Annotated in this window: 13 protein-coding genes and 1 rRNA gene; 5 read left to right on the forward strand and 9 right to left on the reverse strand. The window is 59.7% G+C overall.

Annotated elements, in window-relative coordinates:
* Nucleotides 1–85: 85 nt before the first annotated feature.
* The 3 genes from ACYQ2I_RS15940 to ACYQ2I_RS15950 form a co-directional block, all read right to left on the reverse strand.
* Nucleotides 86–523 (reverse strand): DUF3467 domain-containing protein, encoded by a 438-nt coding sequence (locus ACYQ2I_RS15940; protein ID WP_460168024.1) that lies wholly within the window; start codon nt 521–523, stop codon nt 86–88.
* A 354-nt stretch (nt 524–877) separates the two neighbouring features.
* On the reverse strand, nt 878–1,165 hold the full coding sequence (locus ACYQ2I_RS15945) for a hypothetical protein (RefSeq protein WP_460168025.1): 288 nt from the start codon (nt 1,163–1,165) through the stop codon (nt 878–880).
* 191 nt (nt 1,166–1,356) lie between these two features.
* Nucleotides 1,357–2,885 (reverse strand): 16S ribosomal RNA (locus tag ACYQ2I_RS15950).
* 875 nt (nt 2,886–3,760) lie between these two features.
* On the opposite strand from ACYQ2I_RS15950, the gene ACYQ2I_RS15955 reads away from it, so the two are divergent.
* Entirely contained in the window at nt 3,761–4,714 is a 954-nt protein-coding gene (locus tag ACYQ2I_RS15955) for a DUF4398 domain-containing protein (protein WP_460168026.1), read from the forward strand.
* A 433-nt stretch (nt 4,715–5,147) separates the two neighbouring features.
* Nucleotides 5,148–7,880, forward strand: a complete 2,733-nt coding sequence (gene aceE, locus ACYQ2I_RS15960; protein WP_460168027.1) for a pyruvate dehydrogenase (acetyl-transferring), homodimeric type — start codon at nt 5,148–5,150, stop codon at nt 7,878–7,880.
* A 55-nt stretch (nt 7,881–7,935) separates the two neighbouring features.
* Here aceE and ACYQ2I_RS15965 read toward each other — a convergent pair whose 3' ends face one another.
* Entirely contained in the window at nt 7,936–8,271 is a 336-nt protein-coding gene (locus ACYQ2I_RS15965) for a cupin domain-containing protein (RefSeq protein ID WP_460168028.1), read from the reverse strand.
* Between the two features lie 93 nt (nt 8,272–8,364).
* Nucleotides 8,365–8,736 carry a 4a-hydroxytetrahydrobiopterin dehydratase gene (locus tag ACYQ2I_RS15970; RefSeq protein WP_460168029.1) on the reverse strand — a complete coding sequence of 124 codons (372 nt, stop codon included), beginning with the start codon at nt 8,734–8,736 and terminating at the stop codon, nt 8,365–8,367.
* Nucleotides 8,737–8,750: 14 nt separating this feature from the next.
* Between ACYQ2I_RS15970 and ACYQ2I_RS15975 the strand changes: the two genes are divergently transcribed.
* Complete coding sequence (locus ACYQ2I_RS15975) at nt 8,751–8,897, forward strand: hypothetical protein (protein WP_460168030.1); 147 nt, start codon at nt 8,751–8,753, stop codon at nt 8,895–8,897.
* 11 nt (nt 8,898–8,908) lie between these two features.
* On the opposite strand, the gene ACYQ2I_RS15980 is transcribed toward ACYQ2I_RS15975, so the two are convergent.
* The 4 genes from ACYQ2I_RS15980 to bcp all read right to left on the reverse strand — a co-directional run bounded on the left by ACYQ2I_RS15980 (nt 8,909) and on the right by bcp (nt 12,445).
* Nucleotides 8,909–9,991, reverse strand: a complete 1,083-nt coding sequence (locus ACYQ2I_RS15980; protein WP_460168031.1) for an ABC transporter ATP-binding protein — start codon at nt 9,989–9,991, stop codon at nt 8,909–8,911.
* A gap of 70 nt (nt 9,992–10,061) precedes the next feature.
* Entirely contained in the window at nt 10,062–10,898 is an 837-nt protein-coding gene (locus ACYQ2I_RS15985; protein ID WP_460168032.1) for an ABC transporter permease, read from the reverse strand.
* A 151-nt stretch (nt 10,899–11,049) separates the two neighbouring features.
* Nucleotides 11,050–11,832: a molybdate ABC transporter substrate-binding protein gene (locus ACYQ2I_RS15990; RefSeq protein ID WP_460168033.1), complete on the reverse strand. Its 783-nt coding sequence runs from the start codon at nt 11,830–11,832 to the stop codon at nt 11,050–11,052.
* A gap of 130 nt (nt 11,833–11,962) precedes the next feature.
* Entirely contained in the window at nt 11,963–12,445 is a 483-nt protein-coding gene (gene bcp / locus ACYQ2I_RS15995) for a thioredoxin-dependent thiol peroxidase (protein WP_460168034.1), read from the reverse strand.
* A 293-nt stretch (nt 12,446–12,738) separates the two neighbouring features.
* Between bcp and rsfS the strand changes: the two genes are divergently transcribed.
* Together rsfS and argS are read left to right on the forward strand one after the other, a co-directional pair.
* A complete protein-coding gene (gene rsfS, locus ACYQ2I_RS16000) occupies nt 12,739–13,326 on the forward strand; it encodes a ribosome silencing factor (RefSeq protein ID WP_460168035.1) in 588 nt (195 codons plus the stop codon).
* Nucleotides 13,327–13,468: 142 nt separating this feature from the next.
* Nucleotides 13,469–15,442, forward strand: coding sequence for an arginine--tRNA ligase (gene argS, locus ACYQ2I_RS16005; protein WP_460168036.1), 1,974 nt, complete (start codon nt 13,469–13,471; stop codon nt 15,440–15,442).
* Nucleotides 15,443–15,661 lie beyond the last annotated feature (219 nt).

Consider the following 15,661-nt stretch of genomic DNA (forward strand, 5'->3'; position numbering starts at 1 on the left):
CGTTCAAGAACCAAAAAAGCCGCCGAATACGATTCGGCGGCCGTTGTAAACGGACTCGTTCCCGGCAGTTCTGCGATTGCCGGGATCAGCTGTTTTCGGCAGGCTGCTGGGCTTGTTGCGCCTGGGCTTGTGCGCGGGCGACCAAACCGGGGCGCACCCGCTTCTGCACGTCGGTTTCCAACACGCCGAACGTCGCTTCGTGACGCTGGATCGTCAGCGTGAGCGCCTGAAGCATACGCTTGGCCGTGTAATAATTCGTGATGATTCGCTGACTGATCTTGATCGGCTGTGTCGGAACGCCGACCGGCTGCGGGTTCAACCCAAAGTCGATGATCAATTCTTCAGGCGTACCGGTCACGCGGCAAAAATTCGCGTAACTCGATTCGGCTCCCGAGTCGTCGATCGTCACGCGCACCCCCTGAACCGGTCGCTGCTGGGCCTGCGGCTGCGGTGCCGCCTGCGCGTTTTGCTCTTGATTCTCTTGAGCCTGCTCCTGATCCTTTTTTTCCTTTTCGTCGGCCATGATCGCTCCCTTATCCTTTTCGCGTTCAGAAAACGTGTGCCTCGGAACCCTCGTGCTACCGGGCACAGCCCGGCCATCTTGGTGTTCCGTTCCATTATTCACTTCGATAGCCACCACCCCATCGGGGGATTTTCGCGCTAACCCCCGTTAACATCCCTAAATCTAAGCGGAATCGGTGTTTTTGCCAAGCGCGAACGCCGGATGCAACTACACCGATCTACGAGAAAATACCACACCCCAGGGCTGCCGACCGCGAAATGTGGCCCGTTCTCCCCCCGGATTTCCCCATCCTCGCCGATCAGACGCTACCCGCCTTACGACCCGAAGTGCGCGCTCCCCAAAAACGCCATCCCCCTACTTCTCATTCTCGAAACCCAACTCCGCCATCACTTTCGGCCGCACCTCGTCGACGAATTTCAACGCAGCGATCGACTCCCATGCCAAGATGACGGAGCGACTTCCGATCGCGTCGGGTGTCGTCCGAACAACGTAAACTGCATCTTCCGCAACCCGAAAATCGCTGAACGGTATCTGTTCATTCAACGTCGTCACAACCACGCCCCGCCGGGGCAACCCTCCCGGCCACCCCTCGAACACACGGCAAAAGACGTTCATCGTATTCCCCCGAACCAAAGGGTCCATGTACGACCTTTCTCCCAAATGTAGCACGGCGCGCATCGACGAAAGCCAAAAAAGAAACCGGCGACCCGTTAACCGAGCCGCCGGTTTTATATACACATGGCAGTGACAACCGCGAGCCATCTTCCGACCGAAGTCGGCTCCATGACTTTTACGACGACGGCTTTTGGCCGCCGAAGTCTAGTCATCCTTAGAAAGGAGGTGATCCAGCCGCAGGTTCCCCTACGGCTACCTTGTTACGACTTAGTCCCAATCGCGGAGTTCATCTTCGGCGCCTGCCTCCCTTGCGGGTTAGCCCGGCGACTTCGGATGCCCCCCACTTTCGTGGCTTGACGGGCGGTGTGTACAAGGCTCAGGAACACATTCACCGCGGCATGCTGATCCGCGATTACTAGCGATTCCGGCTTCATGCAGGCGAGTTGCAGCCTGCAATCCGAACTGAGGCGCGCTTTTTGGATTTGCTCCCCCTCGCGGGTTGGCGTCCTTTTGTACGCGCCATTGTAGGACGTGTGCAGCCCTGGTCATAAAGGCCATGAGGACTTGACGTCATCCCCACCTTCCTCCGGTTTAACACCGGCAGTCTCGCTAAAGTACCCGGCATTACCCGCTGGCAACTAGCGACAGGGGTTTCGCTCGTTAAGGGACTTAACCCGACATCTCACGACACGAGCTGACGACAGCCATGCAGCACCTGTGCACGTTCCACTGCGAAGCAGCGTGGCCTCGCTTTCACGAGGTTAATCCGTGCATGTCAAGACCAGGATAAGGTTCTTCGCGTAGCCTCGAATTAAGCCACATCCTCCACCGCTTGTGTGAGCCCCCGTCAATTCCTTTGAGTTTCAGCCTTGCGACCATACTCCCCAGGCGGAGCACTTAACGCTTTCGCTACGGCTCAGACGTCATGGAGAACGCCCAAGCCTAGTGCTCATCGTTTAGGGCTAGGACTACCGGGGTATCTAATCCCGTTCGCTACCCTAGCTTTCGTGCCTCAGCGTCAGAAGAGACCCAGTGAGCCGCTTTCGCCTCTGGTGTTCCTTGGGATATCAATGCATTTCACCGCTCCACCCCAAGTTCCGCTCACCTCTGTCTCCCTCTAGCCTGGCAGTATTGAGCGCAATTCCTCGGTTGAGCCGAGGGCTTTCACACCCAACTTACCAGACCGCCTACGCACCCTTTAAGCCCAGTAATTCCGAATAACGTTTGGACGGTTCGTCTTACCGCGGCTGCTGGCACGAACTTAGCCCGTCCTTCCTCTGAAGATCGGTCAAGCCGCCCCTGAGGGACGACATTTCCTCCCAACTGACAGCGGTTTACAACCCGAAGGCCTTCATCCCGCACGCGGCGTCGCTCGGTCAGGCTTGCGCCCATTGCCGAAGATTCTCGACTGCAGCCACCCGTAGGTGTCTGGGCAGTGTCTCAGTCCCAGTGAGTGGGGCCATGCTCTCACACCCCATAGCCATCTTAGCCTTGGTGGGCCGTTACCCCACCAACAAGCTAGTAGCACGTGAACCCCTCCCCAGGCGGACTCGCACCTTTGGTCCGGAGACATTATCCGGTATTACCCGCAGTTTCCCGCGGCTATCCCGGTCCTGGGGGCAGGTAATCCACGCATTACTCTCCCTTTCGCCGCTCGAGTACCCCCGAAGGGGCCTTTCCGCACGACTTGCATGCCTAATCCACGCCGCCAACGTTCATTCTGAGCCAGGATCAAACCCTTCACTTAATGTATCGGCTTAGAGCCCGAAGGCTCATGGCTAGCCAATCGAAAGGTTTGAGTTGCTTCGAGGTCGCGCTCGAAGCTGATTCATCTCATTTCCGACTTTGCCGGAAGATGAGGGGCTCGCTTACGCTGTCACTGCCAAGTTGTCAAAGAACAAATTTGGCCGGCAGGTTTTCTAGAGCCGCAACCCTTTCAACCAACCGACCACTTGTGATTTTACCCCTGTCCCGACGACTGTCAACGGGGGCGAGCGATTTTTTCGCCACTCCGTTTTCGCTGCGTCTTCGCAGCCGCCGAAACCGGTCGGGCTTGAGCTTATTGGTCGGCAAGTTCGACGCCCGACTTGAGGGGTCTCGCGGATTTTCCTTGTCCACTCGCCTTTCCGAGTGCCGGGCAAGACACCCGCCATGCGGCCTGCCTTGTGCCACCCGCGAGAATTTCAAAGCTACCAAATCGCGGCCGATCTGAAAAGCCCCTTTCGGAGCGATTTTCGGATTTTCTTTCCGCGGCCGTCTCCGGCAGCTTTGCCCGTCGTCGCGGCCTCGCCGTGACCAACGGTAAGGGATGTTTTTACCAACACTGCAAACCGTCTCCAAGGGCCCCCGCCGAAAAATTTTTCCCGAATCGTGTCTCGTCCTGCCTACGGGGCCCTACCGCATGCACGACCGTCAGGCTTTCACACGAAGCAGCGACAACGCGGGCGAGCAACGAGGGCGTTCGCCTTTCCGTTTCAACGTCCCGGCCCAAAACACTTTGAATCCTCTCACCCGCGACTGGTAGAATATGGTTAGAAGTTCTTTCCGGTAGTGCAGTCCCCAAGCCCGTTTTTCAGGCCGGTAATTCTCCGGGCATACGTGCCCCGAATTGGAGACAACACAATGTCGGTATCCGACCGACGGTCGGTTGTCAGTCGCGTGTCGATTCGCCTTCTCGGCGGTCGTACCGCGATCTTCTCGGCGCTCGTCACAGGTTGCATGTGTCTGCTCGTCCCAAAACCGGTCGCCGCTCAAGAAACCGCCGTTACCGTGCCTTCCATCGGCCTCCACGAGCAATACTACGAGCGATCGGGCATCGTTTGGGCTCTTCGCGGTCCGAATTGGTTTGCGCGGTTCGGAGGTCCCGACTGGGCGCAGCCCCAAACATTCGGGCTGGGCACTTCCGGCGGCCCTGTTTCCGGCGGAATCTCGGTCGATTGGTCGCACGGCACACAGCGATCCGCCACCGGAATCAGCCCGACGGTTGTCGTACCCCACGGCGGCTTGGGAAGCGTGTCGGGTGCTCAGTGGCGTCCCTTTGTGACGGGCATCGTGCCGGTGCCCGGTTTGGGCGGAGCGTCGATGGCCGCCTCGCCTGTCAGGCCGATTTGGATCGACCCGCTCACCGGCAAACCGTACGGCGTTTCTTCTCCGGAAAGCCGATCGGTTGACGTTCAAACCGCCGACAACGAGCCGGCGACGTCTCCTGCATCGCCTTCGCTCGAACCACAGGGTTCCGCTGGACGCGAGCCCGAACTGGTCCTCGGCGGCAGCTCGGCCACACCGGCCGAGAACACACTCAGTTCGGCCGAAAAACCCGTCGCCGGTCTGCACGCGGCGGTCGAAGCTCGACAAGAAGAACAGCGTGCACGTGACGCGCAAGCCCGCGATTACCTGGCCCGCGGCGACCAAGCGCTTCGCGCCGACAAACCCGGCGTCGCGAAGATCTACTACCAACAGGCCCTGCGTTACGCCTCGGCTTCGCTTGCCGAGGTAATCCGCGAACGTCTCGAACGGGCGGCGGCCGTCGCACAAGACCATGCCGCACGCCACACGAAACCATCGGCACAGCAGTAATCTTTCCCGGCCGATGTCCACTTTAGGGCGAAACTTTCCAATCGCGGGCCGGCAAACCGATCCGGCCTTGCGACAAGGAAGTCCGCTTCGCTGCCGACGAACGCCGTTGCGCCGTGCGTTTCCACGTTTTCGGAACTAGTCTGTTCCTGCTCAACTCTTTGACAATTCCGAAGTTACACCACGACAATCAGGCCGTACGGCGCGACGGTCTCTCGACGGTATTTCCCCGATGGGGTGTCGAAAGAACTCGGGGTCTTGCTTCCCCGGTTACCGAGTATCGACTCACTTGGGTTTGGCAAACGTTCGGCCCAGGGTAATAATCTGATTTTCAGCGTCCCCAAACGAGCGGTCGCCGAGGACTTGAACTACGTCGCAAAGCGGTCGCCGTAAAGCCGCATTTCGTTCCGCACTACCAATTTACCAACGGACGATCATGAAGAGTAACCAATCCAAAGCCGGGAAAAATGTCCCCAACGGCACGCTGCCTGAAGGTGCGTTGCCCGCTTTGCGTCATGACGACGATCCCCGTGAAACGCAGGAGTGGCTCGAAGCCCTCGAGTACGTGATCCGTACCGAAGGACCGGATCGAGCCGTGTATCTGCTGGAGCGACTCAAAGAAAAAGCTTTCCGCGAGGGCGTTCCGTTCACCTCGAGTGCAACCACGCCTTACGTGAACACGATTCCGCCCGAGAAGGAACCGCCTTATCCCGGCGATCGGGCGTTGGAACGCAAGATCAAGAGCATCATCCGCTGGAATGCTTTGGCGATGGTCGTGCGGGCGAACCGTGAAAGCCCGGGAATCGGCGGCCACATTTCGACGTTCGCCTCGGCGGCCACGTTGTACGAGGTGGGGTTCAATCACTTCTTCCGCGGCAAACAGGGCGACATGCCGCCCGACCAGGTGTATTTTCAAGGACACGCGGCACCGGGCATCTACGCCCGCGCGTTCCTGGAAGGTCGGTTGACCGAACAAGACTTGATGAACTTCCGGCGTGAACTGGCCGAAGGCGGCGGTTTGTCGTCGTATCCGCACCCGTGGTTGATGCCCGGCTTCTGGGAATACCCGACCGTGTCGATGGGCTTGGGCCCGATCATGGCGATCTACCAGGCTCGGTTCAACCAGTATCTTGCCGACCGCGGAATTCTTCCCAAGGCCCGCGAATCGAAGGTGTGGTATTTCATGGGCGACGGCGAAACGGACGAGCCCGAATCGTTGGGCGCGATCACGCTCGCCGGTCGTGAAAAGCTCGACAACCTGATCTTCGTCATCAACTGCAATTTACAACGGCTCGACGGTCCTGTTCGCGGCAACGGTAAAATCATCCAGGAACTCGAAGGCGCTTTCCGCGGCGCCGGCTGGAACGTGATCAAGGTGATCTGGGGCACCGACTGGGATCCGCTGTTGGCCAAAGACGCCGACGGCGTACTCGTTCGCCGAATGACCGAGGTCATCGACGGGCAATACCAAAAGTACACGGTGATGCCCGGCAGCTACATCCGCAAGCATTTCTTCGGCGTCGATCCGAAGCTCGAAGCGCTGGTCGCCGATTTGACCGACGAGCAGATTCGCCGGCTCAAACGCGGCGGGCACGATCCGGTGAAGGTGTACGCGGCCTACAAGGCGGCGTTCGAACACAAGGGCTCGCCTACCGTCATCCTCGCAAAAACGATCAAAGGCTACGGAATGGGCGAGGCCGGAGAAGGGCGGAACATCACGCACCAGCAAAAGAAGCTCAACGAAGACGAGCTGCGGGAATTCCGCCGCCGCTTCGACATCCCGATTCCCGAAGAACAGGTCGCCGACGCCCCCTTCTACCGGCCGCCGGACGACAGTCCGGAAGTTCGCTACGTGAAAGAACGCCGCAAGAAGCTCGGCGGGCCCGTCCCCAGTCGCCGTTCCCCCACGATGAAACTCAAACCGCCGAAGTGGGAAGAGTTCGCCGAATTCTTCGGCGGCAGCGACGGCCGACCGGTCTCGACCACCATGGCGTTCGTGCGTTTGTTGGCCCGGTTGATGCGAGACAAGAACCTGGGCCAATACGTCGTACCGATCGTTCCCGACGAAGCCCGCACGTTCGGCATGGAAGCGCTGTTCCGTCAGTTCGGGATCTACTCGCACGTCGGCCAGCTTTATGAGCCGGTCGACTCCGACACGATCTTGTACTATCGCGAAGCCACCGACGGTCAAATCCTCGAAGAAGGCATCACCGAGGCCGGCTCGATGGCGTCCTTCATCGCCGCCGGAACGGCGCATTCGACACACGGCATCAACATGATTCCGTTTTTCATCTACTACTCGATGTTCGGGCTCCAGCGGGTCGGGGATCTGATTTGGGCCGCTGGCGACATGCGATGCCGTGGTTTTCTGCTGGGGGGAACGGCCGGACGCACCACCCTGGCCGGCGAGGGCCTGCAACATCAAGACGGCAACAGCCACCTGTTCGCATTGGCCTACCCGACTTTGCAGGCCTACGACCCGTGTTACGCCTACGAAGTCTCCGTCATCGTCCTCGACGGACTGCGACGCATGTACTTCGACGAAGAAGACATCTTCTACTACATCACCTTGATGAACGAAAACTACGTTCATCCGATCCTGCCGATGGGCGCTACCGAAGGCATTTGCCGCGGGATGTATCCCCTGGAAGAAAAGAATCTCGGCGACGATCGCCCCGTGGTCGACTTGATGGGCAGCGGCGCGATCCTCCGCGAGGTCCAACGCGCGGCCGAAATTCTCGACGAGAAATTCGCCGTATCGAGTCGGGTGTACAGTGTAACAAGTTGGAAATGCCTGATCGAAGACGCCCGCAAGACCGAGCGGGAAAATCGTCTGCATCCCGATCGACCGGCAGCAACGCCGTATGTCCGCAGTACGCTGGCTGAAGATGCCCACACCGTCATCGCGGCCAGCGACTACGTCACATCCGTGCCGCTCACCTTGGCGAAATGGATGCCCGGCAACTACAGTGTACTGGGTACCGACGGCTTCGGACGCAGTGAAGATCGTCGAAGATTGCGTCGCTTCTTCGAAGTCGATGCCGAACACATCGCACTGGCAGCGCTGTACGAACTGGCCAAAGGCGGACGCTTCCCCGGCGAAAAGCTCTCCACCGCGATTCGCGAGCTGGACATCGACCCCGAAAAGGCACCGCCTTGGACGGTCTGACGCAGCCTGTGCCGGTTCACTGTGAACGGGAAAACCGCCGCGCAGCGCGTGCAGATCACGCTTCGGCTTTGATCATCACCAGCAGCATTTTGAAGCGTTGTTCGGCTTTCAGGGCGTGCGGCACACCGGCCGGCAAAAAGATGCATTTTCCGGCCGGCACGTCGTTCCATTTCCCGCCGACGGAAACCTTGGCCTTGCCGTCGAGCACTTGGATCATCGCATCGAAAGGTGCGGTATGCTCGCTGATTTCCTGTCCGGCGTCGACGGCAAACACCGTCAACGAACCCGTTCCCGGGTGCTTGATCAGCGTTCGGCTCACGATCGCATCGGCCTGATAGTCGATCAACGAGGCAGGCGAGAAAATGCCTTCCAACGCATTATCCGAGGTCATGTGTCGGTCTCCGGGTGGAATGATTTGTGTGACAACAGCACGCTGGCCGACGTCGATTATGTGCTATTCGGCGAGAATCGTCGATTCGCCCCGTCACGCTTTCTGCAATCGCACAGGAAGCCGGTCGATTTTCGCGGCGACGATGAAATCGTTCAGCGACAACCCGCCGATGGCGTGCGTCCACAGTTCGATCGTCACGTGCCGATACCGTTCGAGATGAAGATCGGGGTGATGCCCTTCGTCCTCGGCGACGGCCGCCAGCCGATTGAGAAACTCGACCGCTGCGGCAAAATCCTCGGCGACCCACCGCTTGCGGATGCGAGTCGCTTCGGCATCGAGTTCCCAGCCTTGCAATCGGGCAAGCTGTTCTCTCGCCTCGGCGGGCGACAATCGCGGCACGCCGCCCTCGCAAGGTACGCATTTTTTCGTCAATAACGATTCGGTCGACTGCGGATCGCTCGCCATCGTGAATCCCTTTCATGCGGACACTGTCGGTGAGCAACTGGAAAAAGCAACGCACGTTGCAAACGTTCCGGCAAACGTGCGCCGTCCGCAAGAATTGTCGGCGATTGTTGCCGCCGGACAAGCGTTTTCTCGCGCGCCGACCGACGCGCAGCACCGTGTGACACTCGGATCGTCAAGTGTCGTCTTCCAGCAAACACACGTGCGACGCTTCGATGACGACCGACACTGAATCGCCTGGATTCGGCTTCATCCGCAGATATTCCGAACGCGACACCTCCGCGATCAGCGTCAGATTCCCGACGACCGTCGATACACTCGCATAGCTTCCCTGGTCGATTACCGACCGCACGACACCGTGCAACCGCGTCACACCGACTTCGTCCTGGACACGTTCTCCCGACGCCGCGGGCGCAAGCTGAACATGCTCGGCGCGAAAACCGAAATGTCGCCGGTGATCGAGTAGCGGCCGGTCGGGCAACTCGGCCCAAAACTCTTCACCGCTTTCGGTTTCCAACCGGACGAACCGATCGTACGTCGTCGCTCGGCCGCTGAAGACGTTTTTCATGCCCACGAACTTGGCGGCGGCAACCGTCCGCGGGCGTTCCAAAATCTCTCGCGGTTTGCCGACTTGCAACAGTTTTCCGCCGAAGATCAAGCCGACGCGATCGGCAACGGCCATCATCTCCGAAAAGTTGTGGCACACGTGAATCGTCATCGCACCGATTTGCCGGTGCAGGGTCTTCAAATACGGGAGGATCTCTTCGCGGGTAAGTTCGTCGAGAGCGCTCACCGGCTCGTCGAGGAGCAGCAACCGCGGCGAGATGGCCAACGCCCGCGCCAATGCCACGCGTTGCTTTTCACCGCCCGAAAGTCGGGCGGGCTTGCGATCGGCCAGATGGGCGATACCGGTTCGCTCCATCAAGAGATCGACACCGACTTCTGCTTTCCCGTCGACTTGGCGGCGCCGTCCGAACCCGACGTTCCTGCGGACGGTGCGATGCGGAAACAAGGCGTAGTCTTGCGGGACGTAGCCGATCCGACGATGCCGCGGCTCCAACCTGGTAATGTCGACGCCGTCGAGGACGATGCGTCCCGCGTCGATACGAGTGAGCCCGCACAGCGATTCGAGAAACAGCGTTTTTCCCGATCCGCTGGGTCCGAGCAGTACGAAGTATTCGCCGTCGTCGATCGTCAACGACAGCTCTTTCAGAGCGAAGGCGCCGACCGAAAGAGCGAGTTTGTGGATCTCGAGCATTGCGTCCCGTCGTCCTCCCGCGTCACGATCGCGCCTACGTCCAAGGCGAATTCGTCACCGTTTCATTCATTCAGGCCGTCTCACTTCGCATGCCGATCACCCGGACCACGATCAACCCGGCAGCGGCCAGGGCCAACATCACCAGCGCAACCGCCAACGCCACCTCGATGCGTCCCACCGACTGTTCCAGGTAGATCGTCGTGGGCAGCACTTCCGTCCGCATGCGGACGGCACCGACGAACACCATCAGCGGGCCGAAGATCCCGAACGCGCGGGTCCAAATCAAGATCCCGGCCGCGATCACACCGCGCCAGGCCAAAGGCAACGCGACCGAAAAGAACGCATGGGCCCGCGTGCTGCCGAGCGTCATTGCCACGTGTTCCAGTCGCGGATCGATGCCGTCGAAGCAAATCTTCATCGCCCGAATGCCGAAGGAGGCCGAGGCCAGAAACTGACACAACACGATGCCGCGTTTCTGAAACACGAACTTCAGCCCCCAATCTTCGAGCGTCCGCCCGAAATCGGTCTGAAAAAAGACCAAAAGCGACAATCCCACGATCAACGGCGGCATGAGGATGGGCAAATCGACGATCGAATCGATTACTGCATGTAGCGGCAGGCGATAGCGACTGAGGGCATATCCGATCGGCACGGCGAACACCAATCCGATGACCGTCGTCAACACACTCGTCCACACCGAAAGCCAGGCCGCCGCCCGAATCTCGGGAGCGGTGAACACCACGCGCAACGAATCCGGCTGCGTATAACCGATGTCGGCCTGAATCAGAAGCGCCCACCCCAGCACGAACACGGCCACGAAGCCGATCACCGTGCCGGCGAAGATGCGGCTCGACCAGCCCGCCACGGGTCGCATAGGTCGCGTTGTGTTGCCCAGCAAATTCGGCATGATCCCCTGTTCGACCAATCGAGCCGGAAAAGCCGCTGCACAGCGAACGGCGCTTTCTGCGCGGCCCGTTCACCGAAAATCACCAACGATTGCATTCCCCCGCACGCCGTTCGCGCACGCAACAACTCATTCCACCCCGCAGCGAAATCGCCTACGGCTGCGGCAATTCGACCGTGTAATGGTGTTTTTCGAATACGGTCCGCCCCTCGGACGATTGCAGAAAATCGAACAAGCGGCGTGCCGCCTCGGGATTCTGCGAGGTGGTCAGCAGGGCGACCGGCACGGTCGAGATCACATTCTTTTCCGCGGAAATAGGCACGATCTCGGTGTCGTCGCCGACCAACGCCGCTACGGCGTCCCACACGATTGCCGCATCGAGATGGCCGAGCTTCACGCTGTTGGCCAGCTCGTTGACCGTCAACGACCGGAAATCGACATCGAGTTTCGACTCATCGATCCCGTTTTTCTCGAAAATCTTCGACGCCACACGTCCCACCGCGCAGGCGCCCGCGTCGCCCAGACCGATGCGCAGCGTGTCGCGAGTGAAATCTTCGATTCCGGTCACGTTGCCCGGATTCCCCTTGGGAACCAATATGACGGGCACGAAATAACACAAATCGGCCCGATCGGCCACCAATCCTTCCGCCTCGGCCTGCTCCACGTAGCTTGCCTCGCCGGGAATATACACATCACCTTGCCGCGACAGCTTGACGCGTGAAAAAAGGACCTCGCTTCCGGCGAAATCGCACTCGACTTCGATGCCTTCTCGCTGAGAGAACAACTCGACCGCCTCGGCGACCGGCGGACGCAGTCCCGCACCACAGTACACCATCAATTTGACGGGCTTTGTTCGGTTGCACCCGCCGACGCATACCACCGACAAAAGGACCGCCAAAAGCGTTCGCCGTCCAAGCAACACCGTTCGCACGCGCATGAGCCACCTCGACGAGCCGATTTCAAACGGAACCGCCGCTGCGAGCCGGGCCGTTGCAAGCGCACAAACCGTCGGCACCACCGCCTCGTCGCGGCCCGGTTCCTCAATCTAACCAGCGTACTTCGGCCGGTTACTCGTTGTCGAGGATTTCGCGCAGCGCTTTCAGTACCTGCTCGTCGTGTCCGTCGACCTTGACGCTTTTCCACATCTTGCGGACAACGCCCTCGGCGTCGATGATGAACGTCGAACGTTGGATGCCCATCGACTTCTTGCCGAAGCGGACTTTCTCGCGCCATGCGCCGTATCGTTCGGCTACCTTGTGATCGACGTCGGCCAACAGCGGGAAGTTGAGCTGATACTTGTCACGAAACTTCTGATGACTTTCGACGCTGTCGGTGCTGACGCCCAATACGACCGCGCCGAGCTTTTCGAGTTCCCTCGAGCGATCACGAAACGCGCACGCTTCGCGCGTACAACCGGGCGTGTTGTCGCGCGGATAGAAATAGAGCACCACCGGTTTGCCTCGCAAATTGCGAAGCCGAATTTTCTCGCCGTTGTCGGCAGGCAGGCTGAAATCGGGGGCTTTCTTGCCGACTTCGATCCATTCGCTCATTTTCGTCCTCCCTCATTTGTTGGTGAGCAACGGGTGTGTTGCCGAAACTTTCGACCGTCCGCATATTCTTTCGGCAGCCGCCGAAGCGGATCCGTCTATCACCTTGAGAATGTGAATTCTACGAGCATTGCCGCGAAGGCAAGCCGAAAGTATTCCGCTCGGGGGCGGAGCGGCGCTCAGATTTCTTAGGGAATTAGGAACTTCCGACATTCCCCCTCCCGATCGGGCAGCTCGGAACGTAAAATACGATATTCCTTGAAACTCCATGTCGCCAAACGAGGGAGCTATCGATCGTGAGTGACGAGCAGGCCGGAAACATGCCCGATCCGACCGGCAAACAAAGCGGGAAGAAGCTACCGTCGGCTCTCGAACGAGCCAAGATCGCCGCGCGCGTTGCCTACGACAACCGAGGACGCGACATCGTCATCCTCGACATGCGCAAGATGACCGATCTGTTCGATTACTTCGTGATCGCGACCGGAACAAGCCGGCGTCAAATGCACGCGATGAGCGAAGAAATCGACCGCGCCCTCGAGCAAGACGTCGGCGATCGGCGCCTCGGCGTCGAAGGATACCAGGAATCCCGCTGGATTCTACTCGATTACGGCGACGTCGTCGTCCACCTATTTGCCCCTGAAGTTCGCGATTTTTACGCCTTGGAAGAACTTTGGGCGAATGCCGAGCGTGTACCGACCGGGCTCCCCGAAACGCCCCTCGAGCAATCGACGCCTACCGAAGCCGAAGAAGATTTCGAAGAATGGGAAGACGATTGGGACGAAGAAGCCGAAGCGGAATCGTTCGATTTCGACGATGACGACGTTCCCTCCCTGCCCGAGGACGATTTCGACGACGACCTTTCGCCGGACGAATCGGACGATTGAACCGCGATTGCCGCTTCCCTTCGGCACGCAAGCGACGACGGGCCGTCCGCCGGCTTGCAACGCTACGGTCTGCGACGGTCGGCTCTCGAGGGAGCGTTCCTGAATCGTCGCCTTTTCCCTTGGAAAACGCCTGGTACTCACCATGAACATCCTCAACGAACTGAAAGCCCGCTTTGCCGACGCACTCCGGTCGCTGTCGATCGATCCCGGCGAATACCTGGACTTGGTACGGCAAAGCCAAGATCCGAAATTCGGCGACTACCAAGCCAACTTCGCGATGCCGTTGGGCAAAAGGCTGGGCAAGAATCCGCGGGAACTGGCGGGCGAGGTCGTTTCCTCGCTGAAGATCGACGATTTGGCCGCCCCTCCCGAGGTCGCCGGGCCGGGGTTCATCAACGTGCGTCTGCAAGACGCGTGGCTCGAAGAACGCTTGAACGCCGCTTTGCACGACGAACGCCTGGGGGTCACGCCGGCCGCCGAACCGAAAACATACGTCGTCGACTATTCGGCCCCGAACGTCGCCAAACCGATGCACGTGGGCCACATCCGTTCGACGGTCATCGGCGACAGCATTTGCCGTACGCTGCGGTTTCTCGGCCACCGGGTGATCAGCGACAACCACATCGGCGACTGGGGCACCCAGTTCGGAATGATCATCTACGGCTACAAGCACTTCCGCGACGAAGAAGCCTACCGCAACACCCCTGTTGCCGAATTGGCCCGGTTGTATCGCCTGGTGCGGCAATTGATGGACTATCACGCCGCCAAGGAGCGGATCGACGACCTGAGGGCCGAATTACCCGAACGCGAGGCCCAAGTCGCGAAACTCCGTAAGACACTCGACGCCGCCGAGGGCAAAGAACGCAAGAAAGCCAAACGCGACCTGCAACGGGCCGAAACACACTTGGCCGCCTTGCGTGAAACGATCGAAGGCCTCGAATCGAAAATCGCCGCCGTCGAGGGCGACGCCGACCTGGCGGCCAAAGCGGCAGCCCATCCGAACATCGGCGAAGCCGTCCTCGAAGAGACGGCCAAGCTGCACGCCGGTGATCCGGAAAACGTACGGCTGTGGAAGGAATTCCTGCCGCACAGCCTCGACGAAATCAATCGGATCTATCGCCGGCTGGGAGTGTCGTTCGATCACACGCTGGGCGAAAGTTTCTATCACGACCGTCTGAAGCCGCTGGTCGATGAGCTGCTTTCTCGCGGCATTGCGAAACTCAGCGACGGTGCCGTGTGCATCTTTTTCGACGACATCGACGTGCCGATGATCGTCCGCAAGAAAGACGGTGCTTTCTTGTACGCAACGACCGACCTGGCAACGCTGGCCTACCGGATGGAAACGTGGCGTCCCGACGCGATCTTGTACGTGGTCGATCATCGGCAGAGCTTGCATTTCACGCAGCTTTTCACAGCCGCGCGCATGCTTGGTTTCAACGATGTCGAGCTCGTCCACGTGGCGTTCGGGACGGTGCTGGGTAACGACGGCCGTCCGTTCAAGACACGTTCCGGCGACACTGTGGCGCTGGAAGGATTGCTGGACGAAGCCGTTCGTCGCGCCGGGGAGATCGTGGCCGCCAACGACGACGCCAAGCCGAACGGTCCGGAGCTTTCGCCCGAAGAACGCCGCCGCGTCGCCGAAGTGGTCGGAATCGGTGCTTTGAAGTATGCCGACTTGTCGCAAAACCGAACCAGCGACTACGTGTTCAGCTACGACAAAATGTTGGCGATGAACGGGAACACGGGCACGTACATGCAATATGCGTACGCCCGCATCCGAAACATCTTTGCCAAAGGCGGCATCGACATCGACGCGCTTCGCAAGTCGGCGGCGACGATTCATCTTCGAGAACCGGCCGAGCGGGCGCTGGGGCTCGAGCTACTGCGGTTCTCGGAAACACTCGAAATGGTCCCGGTCGATTACCGCCCGAACGTACTGACCGGCTACCTGTACGATCTGGCCGCCCGTTTCACGACCTTCTACGAAAATTGCCCCGTGCTGAAGGCCGAAGACGAATCCGTGCGGAACAGTCGCTTGCTATTGTGCGATTTGACCGCTCGCGTCATCCGTCAAGGTCTGGACCTGTTGGGCATTCAGGTCGTCGACCGCATGTAGGCTGCCGATTCGGCGCTTCCACACCGGCGTGACATGCCGGTCGGCACCGCCGACAGGGAGCTCTGATCGTGTTCGTGCGTGAATGCCGGCGGCGATTGCACCGGCTGATCACGACAACATCTTTCAGAACGGCGGCCCCTCATTTGCCCACAAAAAAGGCCGAGAACCGACCAAAAGGCGGATTCTCGGCCCGGGATCTCACGATTGATCGCACTCGAT

The sequence above is a fragment of the Thermostilla marina genome (assembly GCF_054657455.1).